This is a genomic window from Agromyces cucurbitae (assembly GCF_058349945.1).
Genome location: NZ_JBYRES010000002.1, coordinates 516,433 through 534,946, shown reverse-complemented (window position 1 = coordinate 534,946; position 18,514 = coordinate 516,433). Strand labels below are relative to the sequence as shown.

The window sequence follows — 18,514 nt, the reverse complement described above, 5'->3', positions numbered from 1 at the left end:
GTTCTGCGGTGCACCGTGCGCACCGTCGTGACTACTCTGCCGTGCCTGCTCGCCGCGCTACGTCGTCGACGCGCGCACGCTCGACAGCGCATCGCGCAGCACTCCATCTTCTGCGGCCAGGCGGGCGAGCGCGACCTCGGGCGCGGCCCCAGTCATGGTGACGAGGATCGCGGCCTTCACATGCCCGTCGACCGAGGCGAGCGCCGCCGCCGCTGCGGCCGCGTCGACGCCCGTCGCCTGCATGACGATGCGCTCGGCGCGGGCGCGCAGCTTCGCGTTCGTCGCCTGCACGTCGACCATGAGGTTGCCGTGCACCTTGCCGAGCCGCACCATCGCGATCGTCGAGATCGCGTTGAGCACGAGCTTCTGCGCCGTACCGCCCTTGAGCCGTGTCGACCCGGCGACGATCTCGGGGCCGACGACCGTCTCGATGGCGAGGTCGGCGGCCGACCCGATCGCCGATCCGCGGTTGCACGCGAAGCCGACCGTGAGGGCGCCGACCCGTCGCGCGTGCTCGATGCCGCCGAGCACGTACGGCGTTCGGCCCGAGGCCGAGATGCCGACGAGCGCGTCGCCGGCGCCGAGTGCGATCGCCTCGAGGTCGGCCGCGCCGCGCGCCGCCTCGTCTTCGGCGTCCTCGACCGCCGACCGCAGCGCGACGTCGCCGCCCGCGATGAGGCCGACGACGAGCGCCGGGTCGGTGCCGAACGTCGGCGGGATCTCGCTCGCGTCGAGCACGCCCATGCGTCCGGCCGTGCCGGCGCCGAGGTAGACGAGCCGGCCGCCGCCGCGCAGGCGGGCGACGATCGCGTCGATCGCGGCGGCGATCTGCGGGGTCGCCTCGGCGACGGCCGTGACGGCCTGGGCGCTCTCGTCGTGCATGGCCGCGAGCTGCGATTCGGTCGAGAGCAGGTCGAAGCCCGCGTGGGCCTCGTTGACCTGCTCGGTCGAGAGTTCGCCGAGCAGGTCGCGCAGCGCGCGATGCTCGGCCGACTGCGGTGCCTGACCGCTCATTGCGTTGCTCCCCCGGTGGTGCGGTGTTCGGTGGTTCGGTGTTCGGTGGTTCGGTCGTCGGCGCCCGCCCGACCGGCGTCGGCGTGAATGGTGACGGATGCCACGGCGCCGAGCCGCTCGGGCAGGGCGAGTGCCGCCCGGCCCGGCGACAGCCGGCCGAGCACGCGTGCCCCGTCGGGCCCGGTCGACAGCTCGATCGGCACGCCGTGCACGCTCAGGTAGCCGAGGAGCGCGAACATGAGCGACTCCTTGTACTCGGGGGCGATGCCGCGTGCCGCGCTCGACTCGACGACGACGCCGCGCTCGGTCGAGAGCTCGGCGATGCGGGCCAGCAGCACCGGGTTGAGCGCACCGCCGCCCGAGCACACGAGCGTCGCGGGCGCGTCGGGCGATGCGGGCGGGGCGATCGCGTCGACGACCGTGCGCGCGGTGAGCTCGGTGAGGGTCGCGACGAGATCGTCGACGGGGATGCCGTGGCCGGTTCTCGCGGCGACCGCAGCCTCGACCGCCGCGTCGACGACGGCGAGGTCGAAGGTCTCGCGACCGGTCGACTTCGGGGCGGCGGCGGCGAAGTAGGGGTGGTGCAGCAGCTCGGCCAGCAGCTCGGCGTGCACGCGTCCGACGGCGGCGCGGCGGCCGTCGGCGTCGTAGCCCTCGGCGCCGCCCGTGTCGCGGTCGACGACGGCGTCGATGAGGCAGTTGCCCGGGCCGCTGTCGAAGGCGAGCACCTCGCCGTCGGCGCCGACGAGCTGCACGTTGGCGATGCCGCCGAGGTTGACGGTCGCGATCGGCCGGCCGGCGGCCCGCGCCTCGGCGGCGAGCCAGAGCCGGTCGAAGAACGCCATGAGCGGTGCCCCCTCGCCGCCGGCCGCGATGTCGGCCATGCGCACGTCGGAGAGCACGGGCACGCCCGTGAGCTCGGCGATCCACGCGGGCTCGCCGAGCTGCAGGGTGCCACGGGCGTGCCCCTGCTCGACCCAGTGATGCACGGTCTGGCCGTGCGAGACGATGAGGTCGGGCCTCGTGCCCGACTCGCGGATGCCCCGCGCCGCCGCGTCCGCGAAGGCCCGGCCGAGCGCCGTGGTGAGGCGGGTCCAGGCTCCAGCGTCGCGCGGCTCGCCCGCGGCGACGGCGAGGACCTCGGCGCGGAGCGCCGGCTCCCACGCGACGGTCTCGGCGTGCAGCACGGTCATCACGAGCTCGGCCGGTCGAGGCGGGAGCGCGTCGACGGGCGCGACGCGGACAGGCGCGACGCCGACGGGGGCGACCTCCACGGGCGCGATGTCGACGACGGCGACGTCGATGCCGTCGGCGGAGGTGCCCGACTGCAGCGAGAGCACGATCACGCGGATGCTCCCGACTCGAGCAGCTCACTCGCGACCTCGGCGGCGAGCAGGCTGGCGGCACGGGTGTGCACGGTCGGCAACGCCAGCGGCTCGCCGGGCAGGCCCACGTCGACGACGACCGCGTCGGGCCGCACGGCGGCGACCTCCGACACGCGTTCGCGCTGCGCCCCGCGGTCGACGCCGACCCGGTCGACGAGCACCACGAGCGATCCGCGCGGCGGTACCGGCGCGTCGCCGCGGAGCACCTCGCCGCCGCCCGCGAGCGTGCGCTCGACGTAGTCGCGATCGCTCGCGACGGCGAGGGTCGACCGCCCTCGCAGGTCGAGCACGGTGCGCGGCCCCGGTAGCGCCGGCACGGCGCAGTCGATCGAGATCGCCTCGCGGGCGGCGCGGCGCGCACCACGAGGCATCCAGCCGTCGTCGGCGGCGACCGCGGCTGCGGCGAGCACCGCGCGATCGGCGACCGCCTCGGCCAGCCGGCGCACGCGCCGGGCGGCGCGTTCGACGGTCGCAACCGGCAGCGTGCCGTCGTCGATCGCGGCGAAGATCGCGTGCTGCACCTCGCGGAAGTCGCGCTCGTCCTGGTCGGGCGCGGCGGCCTCCCCGAGGTTGGCGGGGTTCGAGATGCAGAGCAGGTCGGCCCCCGCGAGCAGCGCCTGCACCGCGCCGGGGCCCGCGCCGACCGATTCGCGCACCGCGGCCATGTCGAGCGCGTCGGTCACGATGACGCCCTCGAATCCGAGTTCGCGCAGGCGCGAGAGCGCGACGGGGTTGAGCGTCGACGGCCGGTCGCCCCACTCGGGCACCACGATGTGCGCCGTCATGACGGCCTCGACGCCGGCGTCGATCGCGGCGCGGAACGGCGGCAGGTGCATCCGCTCGAGCTCGTCGAGGCCGATCGCAAGCTCGGGCATCGCGTGGTGGGAGTCGACGTGGGTGTCGCCGTGGCCCGGGAAGTGCTTCACGCACCCGGCGGCGCCGGCCGAGCGGATGCCGCGGAGCGAGGCGACGACGTGACGGGAGACGAGCTCGGGGTCGGCGCCGAAGGAGCGCACCCCGATCACCGGGTTGCGCGGGTCGGTGTTGACGTCGGCGACGGGGCCGAGGACGACGTTCGCACCGGCAGCGAGCGACCGACGGGCGAGCTGACGGCCGACGGCCTCGGTCGCGGCGAGGTCGTCGACGAAGCCGAGCTGGGCTGCGCCCGGCAGCGGCGAGCCCGTGCTCGCATCGACGCGCGTGACGTTGCCGCCCTCCTCGTCGATGCCGACGAGCAGGGGGTGCGCGAAGTCCGCGGGTCGAGGAGCGCCCGACGAAGGAGGACGGGTCTCGAAACCCATCGCGTCGGCGTCGGGGTCTCGAGACGGTCGCTGCGCTCCCTCTTCAACCCGCTCGGACGTGCCGAGGTTCTGCGCGAAGAGCACGACGCCGGCGAGGCCCGCGTCGAGCTCACGGCGAAGCCAATCCGGAGTGCTCCGGCCGAGGAAGCCGGGCCAGAGCACTCCGCCCACCGTAGCCCTGATGGTGGGATCGTCCAGGGCGGTCACCCCTTCACCGCGCCGGCCACGAGGCCGCTCGACAAGCGACGCTGGACGATGACGAAGAAGATCATCACCGGGATCGTGATGATCGTGGAGGCGGCCATGATGTAGCCCCACTCGTTCGAGTGCTCCCCGAAGAACTGTTTGAGGCCGATCGCGACCGTGTAGTTCTCGGTGGCCCCGCCGAGCAGGGTCATGGCGAAGATGAACTCGTTCCACGCGGTGATGAACGAGAAGACGCTGGTCGCGACGAGGCCCGGCATGACGAGCGGCAGCAGCACCGACCGGAACATGCGGCCCCAGCTCGCGCCGTCGATGTACGCGGCCTCCTCGAGCTCGACGGGCACCGCGGCCACGAAGCCCCGCAGCATCCAGATGCCGAACGGCAGCGAGAGCGCGACGTACACGATCATGAGGCCGAGCAGCGTGTTGAGCAGCTGCAGGTCGCGCACCTGCACGAACAGGGGGATGACGAGCGCCTCGAGCGGCACCATCTGCACGACGAGGATCATGAGCAGCATCGCCGTGCGGAACCGGAAGCGGAACCGGGCGACGGCGACCGAGGCGAGCAGCGCGAGCAGGGCGCTCGCGAGCACGGTCACGAGGGCGACGATCGCCGAGTTACGCAGGAAGACGTCGAACCCGCCCTCGGTGAGCACGTACTCGAAGTTCGAGAGCGACCACTCGCGCGGCAGCAGCTGCTGCCCGCCGGCGCCGGCCTTCGCGTCGAACGCGCTCGAGAGCATCCAGAACGCGGGAAAGAGGGTGAACGCCAGCAGGACGACCACGAGCACGGCCTTGCCGGCTGCGGCCCGGGTCTTGCGGGCGGTGCGGCGGCTGCGCCGCGCCCCGGCCATGAGCTCGGATGCCTCGGAGCGACGCCGGCTCGCGGCATCCACCCGGTTCGCGGTGTCGGTGCTCACAGCTCCTCCTCCTTGAGCATGGTGCGCACGTACACGACCGTGATCGCGAGCAGTACGAGGGTCAGCAGCACGGCGATCGCCGAGCCGAAGCCGTAGCGGTTCTGTCCGAACGACTCGACGTACGACCAGACGCCGAGGTTCAGCGCCTCGCGGTTCGACCCCGAACCGCCCGGCATGAGGTAGACCTGCGCGAAGACCTTGAAGTCCCAGATCGTCGACAGGATGATGACGACCGCGAACACCTGCCGCAGGTTCGGCACGATGATGCGCCAGAAGCGGCGCCAGGCGCCCGCGCCGTCCATCTCGGCGGCCTCGAGCATCTCCTTCGGCACGCCGAGCAGGCCCGCGAGGATGGTGATCGCCACGAACGGGAAGCCGTGGTGGATGACGTTGAGCAGCACGATCGCGTAGAACGTGTAGCGGTTGGTGAACCAGTTGACCGGCTCGTCGATGAGGCCGAGCGCCTCGAGGGTCTCGTTGAAGATGCCGCGATCGGCGTCGAAGATCCAGATCCAGACGTAGGTGCCGGTGACCGCGGGCATGGCCCAGGCGATCATGATGGCGCTGCCGACGACGGTGCGCCAGAAGAGGCCGAGGCTCGCCATGAGCACCGCGACCGCGGTGCCGAGGGCGACCGTGCCGGCGACGGCGAGCACCGCGAAGCCGACCGTGTTCGGCAGCACGACGGTGTAGAGCTCGGGGCTCGTGAAGATCTCGCCGTAGTTGGCGATGCCGATCCAGTTCGGCTCGCCGGATACGATCTCGCGCAGGCCGTAGTCCTGCAGCGAGAAGAGGAACACCCGCACGAGCGGCCACAGCATGAGCACCGCGAGCACCGCGAGGGCGGGCGCGAGCAGCAGCCAGGGGCGGCTCCGGGTCAGGAGGCTCTTGCGGGCGGGCCCGCCGGCCGCGCGGGGAGCCGGAGCTCCCTGCACGGCCGACGGAACCTGGAGGGTGTTCGACACGGAATCAGTTGCCGTTCATGATCTCGTCCATCTCCGCGGCGGCGTCGGTGAGCGCCTGCTCGACCGTCTTCTGCCCGGAGAGGATCGCCTGCATGGCGGTGTTCGTGGTCTTCTTCGCCTGGACGGCGCCGAACTTCGGCGTCACCGGCACCGTGCCGCCGCCGTCGACCATCTGCTGCGCGAAGGGGCGCACGAGCGGGTCGTCGGAGGCGATCGCCTCGTCGAGGAGCGACTTCTGGCCGGGGAAATAGCCCGACTGCTCGCCCCACTTCTTGGCGAACTCACCCGTGGTCATGAGCTCGATGAAGGCCCACGCGAGGTCCTTGTTCTTCGCCGTCTCGAACATCGAGAGGTGCGAGCCGCCGAGCACCGACGGGGCGATGCCGCCGTCCTTGCCGGGGATCGGCGTGGCGGCGAACTTGCCCTCCATCTCGGCGTTCTTCTCGACGATCGCGGCGGGCGTCCACGAACCCATGAGGGCCATGGCGATGTTGCCCTGCGCGAAGTTGTCGAGGACGTCGGTCTCCTTCCACGTGGTGGCGCCGGCCGACGAGAAGCCGTGCTCGGTCGCGAGGCCCGTGTAGAAGCCGATGCCCTCCTGCGACTCGGGGCTGGCCATGCCCGAGACCCACTTGTCGCCCTCGAGCGTCGAGACCTCGCCGCCCGCGCCCCACACCCACGGGTAGACGCCGAACTCGGCGTCGCCCGGAACGGCGAAGGCCATCATGTCAGGGTGCGCGGCCTTGATCTTGTCGCCCGCGGCGACGATCTCGTCCCACGTGGTGGGCGCCTCGATGCCGAGCTCCTCGAAGATGTCGGCGCGGTAGACGAGCGAGCGCACGCCGGCGTACCAGGGCATGCCGTAGAGCTCGTCGTCGTAGGTGCCGGCCGTGACGAGGCCGTCGACGAGGTCGTCGCCGAGGCCCGCCTCGTCGACGTAGTCGCCGATCGGGGCGAGGGCGCCGGCGTCGGCGAACTCGGCCGTCCACGTCGTGCCGGTCTCGGCGACGTCGGGCGTGGTGCCGCCCGCGATCGACGTGACGAAGCGGTCGTGGGCGTCGGCCCACTGCACGAACTCGACGTCGAGCTTCGCCCCCGTCTGCTCGGTGAAGGCGTCGCTCACCTCGTCGAAGTACGCGTCGGAGTCGGGGTTGGTGCCCTCCATGATCCAGACCTTGAGCGTCTGGCCTTCGGCGTTCGTGGCACCGTCGCCGGAGCCGTCGCCCGACCCGCTGGAACACGCGGTCAGGCCGAGCGCGGCGGCGAGGCCGAGCGCGGCGATCGGGAGGAAGCGCTTGTTCATCGGTTGGTCTCCTCGTTGAAACTGGTCGTGGGTGCTCGTCGCTCGAGCGCCCGGCTGGTGTGTGGGCTGTCAGGCCCGGATGTGATGCTGTGGACGTAGGGTTTCCGGCATCCGCAACACTGGTGACTCTGGAAGTAGTATTCGGGAATGGCGCGAGTTTTGCAAGAAACTTCCGAACAGTTGGAAGTCGTGCTCGGCATCGACATCGGCGGCACGGGCAGTCGCGCCGCGCTCGAACCGCTCTCGGGCGCCTTCGGCGAGGGGCGCGTGCGCCTCGACGGGCCGCAGGTCTCGGTGACCGGCGGCGGCAGCTCGGCGCTGTCGGTCGCGCTCGAGCTCATCGAGCGGGCGCGAGGGGCGGCCGCGGCTCCTGCTGCGGGTGAGGGTTCGGGTGCCGGCGGCCGGCTGGGCGCAGGGGCGCCGCGGATCGCGGCCGTCGCGATCGGTGCGACCGGACTCGCCTCGCTCGTCGCGAACCCGGCGGCCTCGATCGCGGCCCTGTCGGAGGCCGCCGGCGGCGCGCCGGTCGCGCTCGCGATCGACGCGCTCACCGCCCACCTCGGTGCCCTCGGCGGCGCGCCGGGCGCGGTGGTCGCCGTCGGCACGGGCGCGATCGCGCTCGGCACCGACCTGCGCGACACCTGGCGACGCGTCGGCGGGTGGGGGCACCTCTACGACGACCGCGGCTCGGCCGCCTGGATCGGCATCGAGGGCCTCAAGGCGGCGATCATGGCGCACGACGGCCTCGAGCGGGATGCCTCGGCGCTGCTGTCGGCCGCGGAGTCCCGGTTCGGCCCCGCCCCCACCTGGCCGGGCCAGCTCTACACGCGCGACGACCGCGGCGCGGTGCTCGCGGGCTTCGCGGCGGACGTCTCGGGGCTCGCCGAGCTCGGCGACGCGGCATCCGTTCGCATCATGTCGACGGCCGGAGCCCTCGTGGCCGCGACCCTCGTTGCCGCCCTCGACCCGGCGCTGCCGCGCCGTGCCGCCGGGGTCGGCGGGGTCTTCGCATCGGGCAAGGCGTTCACCGAGGCGTTCCGCGCGGAGTTCGCGCGGCTCGCGCCCGACGCGTCGCTCGTCACCCCCGCGGGGTCGCCGCTCGACGGCGCCGTGCGCCTCGCGCGGCTCGCGGCGATCGGCGGGGTGCGCGAAGGACACCCGCCGTTTCTCTGGCGGTGAGTCGCTCTCTGGCGGTGAGTCGCCCTCTGGCGGTGAGTCGCTCTCTCGCGGTGAGTCGCGACGCCGGGCGACCACGCCGTCACGTATTGCAGGAAGATACGGTCGATGCCCCTCGTATTCGGGGGTATCGACCGTATCTTCCTGCAATACACTCGGCTGCCGCGGCCTGCAGCGTGATCAGCAGCCGGGGCCCGACGGGTCAGCCCGGCAGTCGCCGTTCGTGAGCACGGTGTCGACCTCGCCGACGAGCACCGGCACCGGATCACCCGCGACCGCGAGCACCCCCGCGATCGACCGCCAGCCCGAGCCGCCGAACCGGTACTCCGCCGAGAGCACGACTTCGAGCGTCACGGTGTACTCGCCGCGCTCGGCGTAGACGTGGCTCGTGCCGGTCTCGGTGAACTCCTTCAGCCCGAGCTCCGACCAGGTCGCGCCGGGCGATGCACTCTCGACGACCGCGCCGTCGCTGTGCGTCCAGCGGAACCCGACGGGCGTGAACCGCACCTCGGCCGTGCGCCCGAGCAGGGTGCCCGACACGACCTGCGACTCGGCCTCGGCGACGAAGTTCGCCGGAAGCCCGACGACGGCCCAGCCCTTCGGCTCCATGACGGTCACCGGCGGCGCCGGCCGGAACGATGCGATGTCGCGGAGCGTGACCACGACCGGGCCGCCCGGCTTCGGCGGAGTCGACGGGGGTGCGGGTTCGTTCAAGCGTGCGCAGTCGCCTTCGAAGTTCGCTCCGCACAGCTGCTGCCAGTTGTCGCCCGACCACACGTCGGTTGAGCCGCGCGGGCCGGGGTCTTCCGCGAAGGATCCTTCAGAGTCGTCGCTCCTGCCATCCGCGTTATCACCGACGCGCTCACTGCTGCCTTCTTCGACGCCGCCGTCAGATCCTCGCTGGGTGCCCTCGATGAGAGCTTCTTCAGACGTCAAACTGCCCTCGCTAGCCGGGCCGGGACAACCAACCTGAGCGAGGATCGGAGAACAACCGCCATCCCCGCCGGCGTACGCAGGTGACGAGCCGATTAGATGCGCAATCAGCAAGGCAAGCAATACTGCGCCCGCTAGCAGAAGTCTTCGCCGGTCCACTTCTCTACTCCGTCGACAAGCAGTCGTGCTGGGTCGGAAACACTCGAAACGAAGAACGCTTGAGACGGAATCAGGTCAGGTCGATCACTTGGAGTCACGTCGTTGCCGTCCGCGTCGTACAGGCGTCCGCCGGATGGGTCTTGACAGAGGTAAATCGAGACCTCGGCGCCCTGCGCAGACTCAGAATAGGAAACGAGTTGCGCCTTCTGCTGCCTAGTCTCGCCCTTCATTTTCAGCCCGAGTTTCTTTAGCGCCGCGAAGTCGTCTTTCGCTGAATCGGCGTACGCGGCAGTCACGACTGACTCAATCCGCGCTGGGTCCGCCCCGCCGTCGTGAGCGATCTCGTCAGATACTTTCGCGTAGGCCTCATACGCCTTCACCGCCGCCGCGAGCGCCTCTTCGTCCGACGCGAAGATCGGCGCGGAGCTCGCGCTCGGCGTGGGCGACGGCTTCGGCCCGGGCTCGGGCGTGCACGCGCTCAGCCCGAAGACGAGCACGCCGACGAGGCCGGCCGCGGCGAGCGCAGCGGCGCCGGGGCGTGAGATCGACATGGCGACCACCCTAGGCGAGCCCCGAAGCGCGGTGGGCCGGTTATCCACAGACGCCGGCCACGGTCGACGCGGCGCCCCGAGCGGTGCCCCGCCCGGGCGCCGCTACTCGACCGGCGAGCGCGAATCAACCGGTGGCGGCGGCGCTCCGGCGGGCGCAGGATGAACCCATGCGCAGGATCACCGTCACCAATCACGTCTCGCTCGACGGGGTGATGCAGGCGCCGGCGAGCCCCGACGAAGACCGGCGCGGCCACTTCCCGTACGGCGGATGGGCCATCCCCGACAGCGACGATGTGCTCGCCTCCGAGATGTCGGCCGGCATGGGCGAGGGCGGCGCCATGCTCTTCGGGCGGCGCACCTACGACAGCATGGCCGCGTTCTGGCCGCATCAGACCGACGGCAACCCGTTCACGGCCTTCCTCAACGTCGCCGACAAGTTCGTCGTCTCGCGCGACCCGCACACGCGCCTCGACTGGCAGAACTCGAGGCTGCTCGTCGGCAACGCCGCCGACACCGTCGCCGAGCTCAAGCAGACCGACGGCGACGATCTCGGCATCCTCGGCAGCGGCGAGCTCGTGCGCTCGCTCGCGGCCGCGGGCCTGATCGACGAGTACGTGCTGATCATCCATCCGCTCGTGCTCGGCACGGGCACGCGCATGTTCGGCGACACCTACCTGCAGCTCGAACTCACCCGAAGCATCACCACTCCGAAGGGCGTGATCGTCGCGTACTACCGGCCGGTCTGAGGCGGATGCCTCGGGGCGGCGCGGCCCGCTACAACGAGCCGCTCGTGCCGAGGGTTTCGAGACGCGTCGCCGCTTCGCGTCGGCGCTCCTCAACCAGCGAAAGGGACGCGTCGCCGCTCCGCGTCGGCGCTCCTCAACCAGCGAAAGGGGACGCGTCGGCGCTCCTCACCCAGCGGAAGGGACGCGTCGACGCTCCTCAACCAGCGGAGGCGACGCGTCGGCGCTCGTCAACCAGCGAAGCGGCGACTCCATCGTCGGGCAGCTCCCGCGTCACGCCCGGTCGACGAGCGCCGCGAGGTCGACCCCCGCGGGCAGCACCCCGAACTGCGAACCGCCCTCGCCACCGAGCCGCGTGCGCACGAACGCATCGGCGACCGGCTGGGGCGCGAAGCGCACGAGCAGCGACCCCTGCAGCACGAGCGCGAGCCGCTCGGTCAGTTCGCGCGCCCGCAGCGCCGCCGATCCCGCGCCGTCGGAACCGCCCGCGAGCGTCGCGCCGAGCGATCGCACGAGTTCCTGCGACGAGGTCAGCGCGGCGTCGAACGCGCGCGACGAGCCGGCCGCCTTCCCCACCTCGGCGAAGAACGCCTCGAACGCCTCGGGCTCGCGGGCGAGCACGCGCAGCACGTCGAGCGCGATGACGTTGCCCGATCCCTCCCAGATCGCGAGCAGCGGCTGCTCGCGATACCGCCGCGCGAGCGGGAAGGCCTCGGTGTACCCGTTGCCGCCGAGGCACTCGAGCGCCTCGGCCGCGTGGCCCGCGCCGCGTTTGCACACCCAGTACTTCGCCACGGCGGTCGCCAGCCTGCGGAACGCCGACTCCGCGGCATCCGCGTCGCCCGCGTCGTAGGCCCGCGCGAGCCGCATGGCCGTCCAGGTCGCCGCCTCCGACTCGAGCGCCAGGTCGGCGAGCACCGCCGTCATCGCGGGCTGGTCGACGAGCAGCGCCCCGAACGCCTGGCGGTGCCGCACGTGCCAGGCGGCCTCGGCGACGGCCTGCCGCATCCCGGCCGCCGAGCCGATGACGCAGTCGAGGCGGGTGCGCGTGACCATCTGCACGATCGTCGCGACCCCGCGCCCCTCGTCGCCGACGAGCCACGCGGTCGTGCCGTCGAGCTCGATCTCGCTCGACGCGTTCGAGCGGTTGCCGAGCTTGTCCTTCAGCCGCTGGATGCGGAACACGTTGCGCGATCCGTCGGGCAGCACGCGCGGCACGAAGAAGCAGCTGAGCCCGTGCGGCGCCTGCGCGAGCACGAAGAACGCGTCGCTCATGGGCGCGCTGCAGAACCACTTGTGCCCGGTGAGCGCGTACTCGGCGCCCCACTCGGGCGCGAGGCCGCCGCCGGGCCGCCGCTCGGCGCGGGTCGTGTTGGCGCGCACGTCGGAGCCGCCCTGCTTCTCGGTCATCGCCATGCCCATGAGCGCCGACGCCTTCGGTGCGCCGACTCCGTCGAGGGCGGGGTCGTACTCGCGGCTCAGCAGCCGCGGCATCCAGTCGTCGCGAAGGCCGGATGCCGCGAGCTCGAGCGTCGGCACCGCGGCATGCGTCATCGAGACGGGGCAGGCGTGCCCCGGCTCGACCTGCGCGAAGAGGAGGAACGCGGCGGCGCGGTCGACGTTCGCGCCCGGCCCGGGCGCCGCGGCGGCGCCCGTGTGCGCGCCGGCGGCCACGGCGGCCCCGAGCACGCGATGGTAGGCGTCGTCGTACTCGACCTCGTCGATGCGCCGGCCCCACCGATCGTGAGTGTGCAACACGGGCGGATGCGTGTTCGCGCGCTCGGCGTCGCGCTGGAAGGCGGCCGACCCGACGTGCCGGCCGATCGCGGCGAGGTCGTCGCCGGCGGCCCCGGGCGCGGATGCCGCGTGCTCGCGTGCGGCCGCGGCCGCGGCATCCCGGCCCCACCGCCCGACCGCCTCGACGAGCGGCGCGTTCGCGGTGTACTCGTCGACCGCCTCTCGCGGCGGAACCTGGTTCTGCACCTCGTGCGTCAGCGTCATCGTCGACCTCCACCCGTCATTCTGGTCGCTCGCGCCGGGTTTCGAGACGTCGCGGCGCTCCCTCCTCAACCCGCAGGTCGCGTCGGATTTCGCCCTCGGTGAACGGAGTGGGTCGGATGCCCCGGTCCGCTTGCGTCCCGGGAGGGTGCGTGTTTGGCTGTAACGCTGCAATGTCGGACGGGGGTGCGACGATGCAGCCGGGCGCACGGGTCATCAGCCCTGCCCGCGGTCGTGCGCGCACGAACCCGCCGTGACCGAGGCCAACGCCGTTCGCGATTCCTGGAGATCACATGCTCGGAAGACTCCTGTTCAGATACCTGAGGCCCTACTGGCCTCTCCTACTCGGCGTGCTGGCGTTCCAGATCGTCGCCGCCTACGCCAACTTCCAGCTGCCGACGCTCAACGCGCAGATCATCGACGACGGCGTCGCCAAGGGCGACACCGAGGTCATCTGGCAGTCGGGCGCCGTCATGCTCGGCATGTCGCTGCTGCAGATCGTCACGCAGCTCGTCGCGACGTGGTTCGCCGCGATGGCCGCGATGAAGCTCGGCCGCGACATCCGCGACGACGTGTTCGAGCGCGTGTCGGGCTTCTCCGAGCGCGAGGTGTCGACGTTCGGCCCCGGCTCGCTCATCACCCGCAACACGAACGACGTGCAGCAGGTGCAGATGCTCGCGATGATGGGCTCGACGTTCCTCGTCGCCGCACCGATCATGGCGTTCTACGGCATCTACAAGGCGCTGTCGGTCGACATCGGCCTCAGCTGGATCATCGCGGTCGCGGTGCCCACCCTGCTCATCGTCGCGGGCCTCATCATCTGGCGCATGGTGCCGCTCTTCCGCTCGTACCAGGTGAAGCTCGACGGCGTGAACCGCATCATGCGCGAGCAGCTCACGGGCATCCGCGTCGTGCGCGCGTTCGTGCGCGAAGACATCGAGGAGGCGCGCTTCCGCGAGGCGAACACCGACATCATGGTGGTCGGCCGCAAGGTCGGCTCGCTCTTCGTGCTGATGTTCCCGCTCGTCATGCTCGTGCTCAACGTCACGCTCGTCGGCGTGATCTGGTTCGGCGCGATCGAGGTCGACGAGGGCAACACCGAGATCGGCGTGCTCTTCGCCTTCATGCAGTACGTCATGCTCATCCTGATGGGCGTCATGATGGCGAGCTTCATCACGATCATGATCCCGCGCGCGGCCGTGTCGGCCGAGCGCATCGGGGCCGTGCTCGACGTCGACACGACGCTCGCACGCCCCGCGAACCCCGTCACCGAGTTCCCGACGCCCGGAACCGTCGAGTTCCGCGGCACGGGCTTCACGTACCCGGGCGCCGAGCACCCCGTGCTCAGCGGCATCACGGTCAAGGCCGAGCCGGGCGAGACGCTCGCGATCGTCGGATCGACGGGCGCCGGCAAGACGACGCTCGTCTCGCTGCTGCCGCGCCTGTTCGACACGACCGAGGGCAGCGTGCTCGTGAACGGCGTCGACGTGCGGGAGGCCGACCTCGACCTCCTGTGGAAGACGATCGGGCTCGTCCCGCAGCGACCGTTCCTCTTCACCGGCACCGTCGCGTCGAACCTGCGGTTCGGCCGCGAGGACGCGACCGACGAAGAGCTCTGGCACGCGCTCGAGATCGCCCAGGGCCGCGACTTCGTGGAGGAGATGGAGGGGCAGCTCGACGGCAAGATCGCGCAGGGCGGCACCAACGTCTCGGGCGGCCAGCGCCAGCGGCTCGCGATCGCCCGCGCGATCGTGCACCGGCCCGACATCCTCGTGTTCGACGACTCGTTCTCGGCGCTCGACCTGACGACCGACGCGCGGCTCAGGCAGGCGCTCTGGCGCGAACTGCCGAACGTGACCAAGGTCGTCGTCGCGCAGCGCGTGTCGACGATCACCGACGCCGACCGCATCGTCGTGCTCGACGACGGCGTCGCCGTGGGCATCGGCACCCACGAGCAGCTGCTCGAGACGTGCCAGACGTACCGCGAGATCGTCGAATCCCAGCTCGGAGTGGAGGCCGCACGATGACCGACCAGAGCCCCAAGACCGCAGAACCCGAGCTCACCGACGACGAGAAGCTCGAGCTCGAGATGGCCGAGCAGGCCCGCATCAGCGCCGACGACTGGAGCGGCGGTGTCGCGCCGGGCAAGGCCGCGAACTTCCGCAAGTCGTTCGGGCGCCTGCTCGGGCTGCTGAAGCCGCACGCCTTCGGATTCACGATGGCCTCGGTGCTCGGCGCGATCGGCGTCGTGCTCACCGTGTGGGCGCCGAAGGTGCTCGCCGAGGCGACCAACCTCATCTTCGAGGGGTTCATCTCGGCGCAGATGCCGCCCGGCGTCACGAAGCAGCAGGTGGTCGACCAGCTGAACGCCGCCGGCCAGACCGACCAGGCCAACATGGTCGAGGCGATGAACCTCGTGCCCGGCGAGGGCATCGACTTCGTCGCCCTCAGCCAGGTCGTCATCCTGGTGCTGTTCCTCTACATCGCGTCGTCCATCCTCATGTGGATCCAGGGCTACGTCGTGAACGTCATCATGGTGCGCGCGATGTGGAAGCTGCGCGAGGACGTCGAGGCGAAGATCAACCGGCTGCCGCTCAGCTACTTCGACAAGGTGCAGCGCGGCGAGCTGATCTCGCGCGTCACGAACGACATCGACAACATCACGCAGACGATGCAGCAGTCGCTGTCGAGCGCGCTCACGAACGTGCTCACCGTCATCGGCGTGCTCGTCATGATGTTCTCGATCTCGTGGCAGCTCTCGCTCGTGGCGCTCGTCTCGCTGCCGCTCATGGGCGTGATCTTCGGCGTCATCGGGCCGAAGTCGCAGAAGGCCTTCGGCACCCAGTGGCGCAAGGTCGGCCGACTCAACGCCCGGGTCGAGGAGTCGTTCTCGGGCCACGCCCTCGTCAAGGTGTACGGCCGCGAGGCCTCGAGCCGCGAGGCGTTCAAGGCCGAGAACCAGGAGCTGTACGAGGCCTCGTTCAAGGCGCAGTTCCTGTCGAACATCATGATGCCCGCGATGACCTTCATCGGAAACTTGCAGTACGTCGGCATCGCCGTGCTCGGCGGCATCATGGTCGCGAGCGGCGCGCTGCGCCTCGGCGACGTGCAGGCGTTCATCCAGTACTCGCAGCAGTTCTCGCAGCCCCTGTCGCAGCTCGGCGGCATGGCCGCGGTGGTGCAGTCGGGCACGGCCTCGGCCGAGCGCGTCTTCGAGCTGCTCGACGCCGACGAGCAGGAGGCCGACGCGGCCGACGCCCCGGCGCCGGTCGACGGAGACGGCACGATCGTCTTCGAGCACGTCGCGTTCTCGTACCACCCCGACCGCCCGCTCATCAAGGACCTGTCGTTCCGGGTCGAGCCCGGGCAGACGGTCGCGATCGTGGGCCCGACGGGCGCCGGCAAGACGACGCTCGTGAACCTCATCATGCGGTTCTACGAGCTGAACTCGGGTCGCATCCTGCTCAACGGGCAGGACATCGCCGACCTCACGCGCCACGACGTGCGGGCGAAGACCGGCATGGTGCTGCAGGACCCGTGGCTGTTCGCCGGATCGATCCGCGAGAACACCCGCTACGGCCGTGCCGACGCCACCGACGACGAGATCATCGCCGCCGCGCGGGCCACCTACGTCGACCGGTTCGTGCACTCGCTGCCCGAGGGCTACGACACCGTGCTCGACGAGGACGCGTCGAACGTCTCGGCGGGCGAGAAGCAGCTCATCACGATCGCGCGAGCGTTCGTGGCGCAGCCGAGCGTGCTCATCCTCGACGAGGCGACGAGCTCGGTCGACACCCGCACCGAGCTGCTGCTGCAGCACGCGATGGCGGCGCTCCGCGAGGGTCGCACCTCGTTCGTGATCGCGCACCGTCTCTCGACGATCCGCGACGCCGACCTCATCCTCGTGATGGAGCACGGCGACATCGTCGAGCAGGGCAACCACGACGAGCTCATCGCCGCGAAGGGCGCGTACTACCGCCTCTACAACTCGCAGTTCGAGCAGGCCGCGACCGACCTCGACGCCGAGGAGGCGCTCGGCGACGGCACGATCGTGACGTCGTCCGACGTCGAGCCCGAGTCGGCCCTGTTGAAGGGCATGGAGGAGGAGATCATCGAGGCGAGCGAGTAGTCGCTCGAGTCGATCGCATCGCGCGGGAGCGGGCGCCCTTCGGGGCGTCCGCTCCTTCGTGTTCCGGCCCGAGCGTTCGAAGCGATTCGATGTGTACGGCGACCGGGGTGAGAATGGATCGGTGACGATCCTCCCCCAGCCCGTGCGACCCTGGCGGCTGTGGCTGGTCTGGGGCGTCGGCGTCGCCGCCTACGTCGTCTCGGTCACCAATCGCACCTCCCTCGGCGCCGTCGGCGCCGATGCGGCCGTCAGGTTCGATGCGGATGCCTCGACGCTGTCGATGTTCGCGGTCATCCAGCTCTTCGTCTACGGCGGCATGCAGATCCCCGTCGGCCTGCTGCTCGACCGGTTCGGCGCCCGCCCGATCGTGACGGCGGGCATGGTGCTCATGGCGGTCGGCCAGCTCGTGATGGCCCTGTCGACCGACGTCGGCACGGCGATCTTCGCCCGCGTGCTGCTCGGTGCGGGCGACGCCGCCGTCTTCCCGAGCGTGCTGCGCGTCGTGGCGACCTGGTTCCCGCAGCAACGGGCGCCGTTCGTCGTGCAGATGACGGGCATCGTCGGCCAGACGGGCCAGCTGCTCGCGCTGCTGCCGATGGCCGCCCTCCTGCACGCGACGAGCTGGACCGTCGCGTTCGGCAGCCTCGCCGGCCTCGGCGCGCTCTTCGCGGTGCTCACGTTCGCGGTGATCCGCAACCACCCGCCGACGAGCGACGCCGACGTCTCGGTCAACACCGAGACGGGTGCCATCGCGGTCGTCCGCTCGTCGGCCGACCTGCGCCAGGGCTTCCGCGAGTCGTGGGGGCACCCCGGCACGCGGCTCGCCTTCTGGTCGCACTTCACGACCCCGTTCGCGGGCACGGCGTTCGTGATGCTGTGGGGGTTCCCGTTCCTGACGGCCGGCGAGGGACTCTCGCCCGCGACGGCATCGCTCGTCGTGAGCGCGTTCGTCGTGTTCGGCATGCTCGTCGGGCCGGTGATGGGGGCGCTCTCGGCGCGGCATCCCCTGCGCCGATCGCGCATGCTCGTGCTGCCGACCATCGCCATCCAGGCCGTCGCGTGGCTCATCGTCATCGTGTGGCCCGGGCCGGCGCCGATCTGGCTGCTGCTCCTGCTCGCCCTCGCGCTCGCGACGGGGGGACCGGCGTCGATGATCGCGTTCGACCACGCCCGCACGCACAACCCGAGCCACCGCCTCAGCACGGCGACGGGCATCGTCAACGGCGGCGGCTTCATCGCGGGCCTCATCGCGATCTTCCTGATCGGCCTCGCCATGGACCTGCAGGGCGCCGGCACGCCCGAGACCTACACGCTCGAGGCGTTCCGCATCGCGTTCCTCACGCAGATGCCGCTCTGGATCCTCGGTTCGGTGTTCATCGTCGTCGAACGCCGGCGCACGCGGGTGCGCATGGGCCTCGACGAGCCGCGGCCGAAGCGTCGCGATCGCGACGCCGGCTGAGGTCGTCGCCGGCTGGGGTCGGCGCCGGCTGAGGTCGACGCCGGCTGAGGTCGTCGCCGGCTGGGGCCGGTGCCGGCTGAGGTCGGCGCCGCCGGCGCCGCGGAGCGACGCCGGACCGGCCGAGCCGCCCGAAATCCTTCGAGCAATCCTCATCAACGCCTTGACAGGCGAGAGCGGGTCGCGGAAGGCTGTGCCGTAGGGTCCGCAGCGAACGCCAGAGGCGTGGCGACCTTTTCCAACGGACACGGACGTCGTCACGATCCGCCCTCGGCCG

General features: G+C 71.3%; 14 protein-coding genes. 5 read left to right on the top strand and 9 right to left on the bottom strand.

The window, feature by feature from the left end:
* Positions 1 to 57: 57 nt before the first annotated feature.
* The 6 genes from murQ to AC3RJ6_RS09255 all read right to left on the bottom strand — a co-directional run bounded on the left by murQ (position 58) and on the right by AC3RJ6_RS09255 (position 7,092).
* Positions 58 to 1,014 carry an N-acetylmuramic acid 6-phosphate etherase gene (murQ, locus tag AC3RJ6_RS09280; RefSeq protein WP_491426752.1) on the bottom strand — a complete coding sequence of 319 codons (957 nt, stop codon included), beginning with the start codon at positions 1,012 to 1,014 and terminating at the stop codon, positions 58 to 60.
* Positions 1,011 to 2,360: an anhydro-N-acetylmuramic acid kinase gene (locus AC3RJ6_RS09275; RefSeq protein ID WP_491426750.1), complete on the bottom strand. Its 1,350-nt coding sequence runs from the start codon at positions 2,358 to 2,360 to the stop codon at positions 1,011 to 1,013. Before AC3RJ6_RS09275 ends, murQ begins: the two co-directional genes overlap by 4 nt.
* Positions 2,357 to 3,862, bottom strand: a complete 1,506-nt coding sequence (locus AC3RJ6_RS09270) for a glycoside hydrolase family 3 protein (protein ID WP_491426749.1) — start codon at positions 3,860 to 3,862, stop codon at positions 2,357 to 2,359. The genes AC3RJ6_RS09275 and AC3RJ6_RS09270 overlap by 4 nt, the downstream gene beginning before the upstream one ends.
* Positions 3,863 to 3,903: 41 nt before the next feature.
* Positions 3,904 to 4,758: a carbohydrate ABC transporter permease gene (locus AC3RJ6_RS09265; RefSeq protein ID WP_491427159.1), complete on the bottom strand. Its 855-nt coding sequence runs from the start codon at positions 4,756 to 4,758 to the stop codon at positions 3,904 to 3,906.
* Between the two features lie 62 nt (positions 4,759 to 4,820).
* Entirely contained in the window at positions 4,821 to 5,789 is a 969-nt protein-coding gene (locus AC3RJ6_RS09260; RefSeq protein ID WP_491426747.1) for a carbohydrate ABC transporter permease, read from the bottom strand.
* Positions 5,790 to 5,793: 4 nt separating this feature from the next.
* The gene (locus AC3RJ6_RS09255; protein WP_491426746.1) at positions 5,794 to 7,092 is read right to left on the bottom strand and encodes a sugar ABC transporter substrate-binding protein; all 1,299 of its coding nucleotides are present in this window, start codon (positions 7,090 to 7,092) and stop codon (positions 5,794 to 5,796) included.
* Between the two features lie 189 nt (positions 7,093 to 7,281).
* Here AC3RJ6_RS09255 and AC3RJ6_RS09250 point away from each other — a divergent pair, with 189 nt between their 5' ends.
* Positions 7,282 to 8,271 (top strand): N-acetylglucosamine kinase, encoded by a 990-nt coding sequence (locus AC3RJ6_RS09250; RefSeq protein ID WP_491426745.1) that lies wholly within the window; start codon positions 7,282 to 7,284, stop codon positions 8,269 to 8,271.
* Between the two features lie 177 nt (positions 8,272 to 8,448).
* On the opposite strand, the gene AC3RJ6_RS09245 is transcribed toward AC3RJ6_RS09250, so the two are convergent.
* On the bottom strand, positions 8,449 to 8,982 hold the full coding sequence (locus AC3RJ6_RS09245; RefSeq protein ID WP_491426744.1) for a PKD domain-containing protein: 534 nt from the start codon (positions 8,980 to 8,982) through the stop codon (positions 8,449 to 8,451).
* A gap of 353 nt (positions 8,983 to 9,335) precedes the next feature.
* Positions 9,336 to 9,911, bottom strand: a complete 576-nt coding sequence (locus tag AC3RJ6_RS09240; RefSeq protein WP_491426743.1) for a hypothetical protein — start codon at positions 9,909 to 9,911, stop codon at positions 9,336 to 9,338.
* A 167-nt stretch (positions 9,912 to 10,078) separates the two neighbouring features.
* Between AC3RJ6_RS09240 and AC3RJ6_RS09235 the strand changes: the two genes are divergently transcribed.
* Positions 10,079 to 10,657 carry a dihydrofolate reductase family protein gene (locus AC3RJ6_RS09235; RefSeq protein ID WP_491426741.1) on the top strand — a complete coding sequence of 193 codons (579 nt, stop codon included), beginning with the start codon at positions 10,079 to 10,081 and terminating at the stop codon, positions 10,655 to 10,657.
* Positions 10,658 to 10,927: 270 nt separating this feature from the next.
* On the opposite strand, the gene AC3RJ6_RS09230 is transcribed toward AC3RJ6_RS09235, so the two are convergent.
* Entirely contained in the window at positions 10,928 to 12,655 is a 1,728-nt protein-coding gene (locus AC3RJ6_RS09230; protein ID WP_491426739.1) for an acyl-CoA dehydrogenase family protein, read from the bottom strand.
* 290 nt (positions 12,656 to 12,945) lie between these two features.
* Between AC3RJ6_RS09230 and AC3RJ6_RS09225 the strand changes: the two genes are divergently transcribed.
* From AC3RJ6_RS09225 to AC3RJ6_RS09215, 3 genes are all read left to right on the top strand, one after another.
* Entirely contained in the window at positions 12,946 to 14,679 is a 1,734-nt protein-coding gene (locus AC3RJ6_RS09225; RefSeq protein ID WP_491426738.1) for an ABC transporter ATP-binding protein, read from the top strand.
* Positions 14,676 to 16,781, top strand: a complete 2,106-nt coding sequence (locus AC3RJ6_RS09220) for an ABC transporter ATP-binding protein (RefSeq protein ID WP_491426736.1) — start codon at positions 14,676 to 14,678, stop codon at positions 16,779 to 16,781. The genes AC3RJ6_RS09225 and AC3RJ6_RS09220 overlap by 4 nt, the downstream gene beginning before the upstream one ends.
* A gap of 121 nt (positions 16,782 to 16,902) precedes the next feature.
* Complete coding sequence (locus tag AC3RJ6_RS09215; protein WP_491426735.1) at positions 16,903 to 18,240, top strand: MFS transporter; 1,338 nt, start codon at positions 16,903 to 16,905, stop codon at positions 18,238 to 18,240.
* The last annotated feature ends 274 nt before the right edge of the window (positions 18,241 to 18,514 follow it).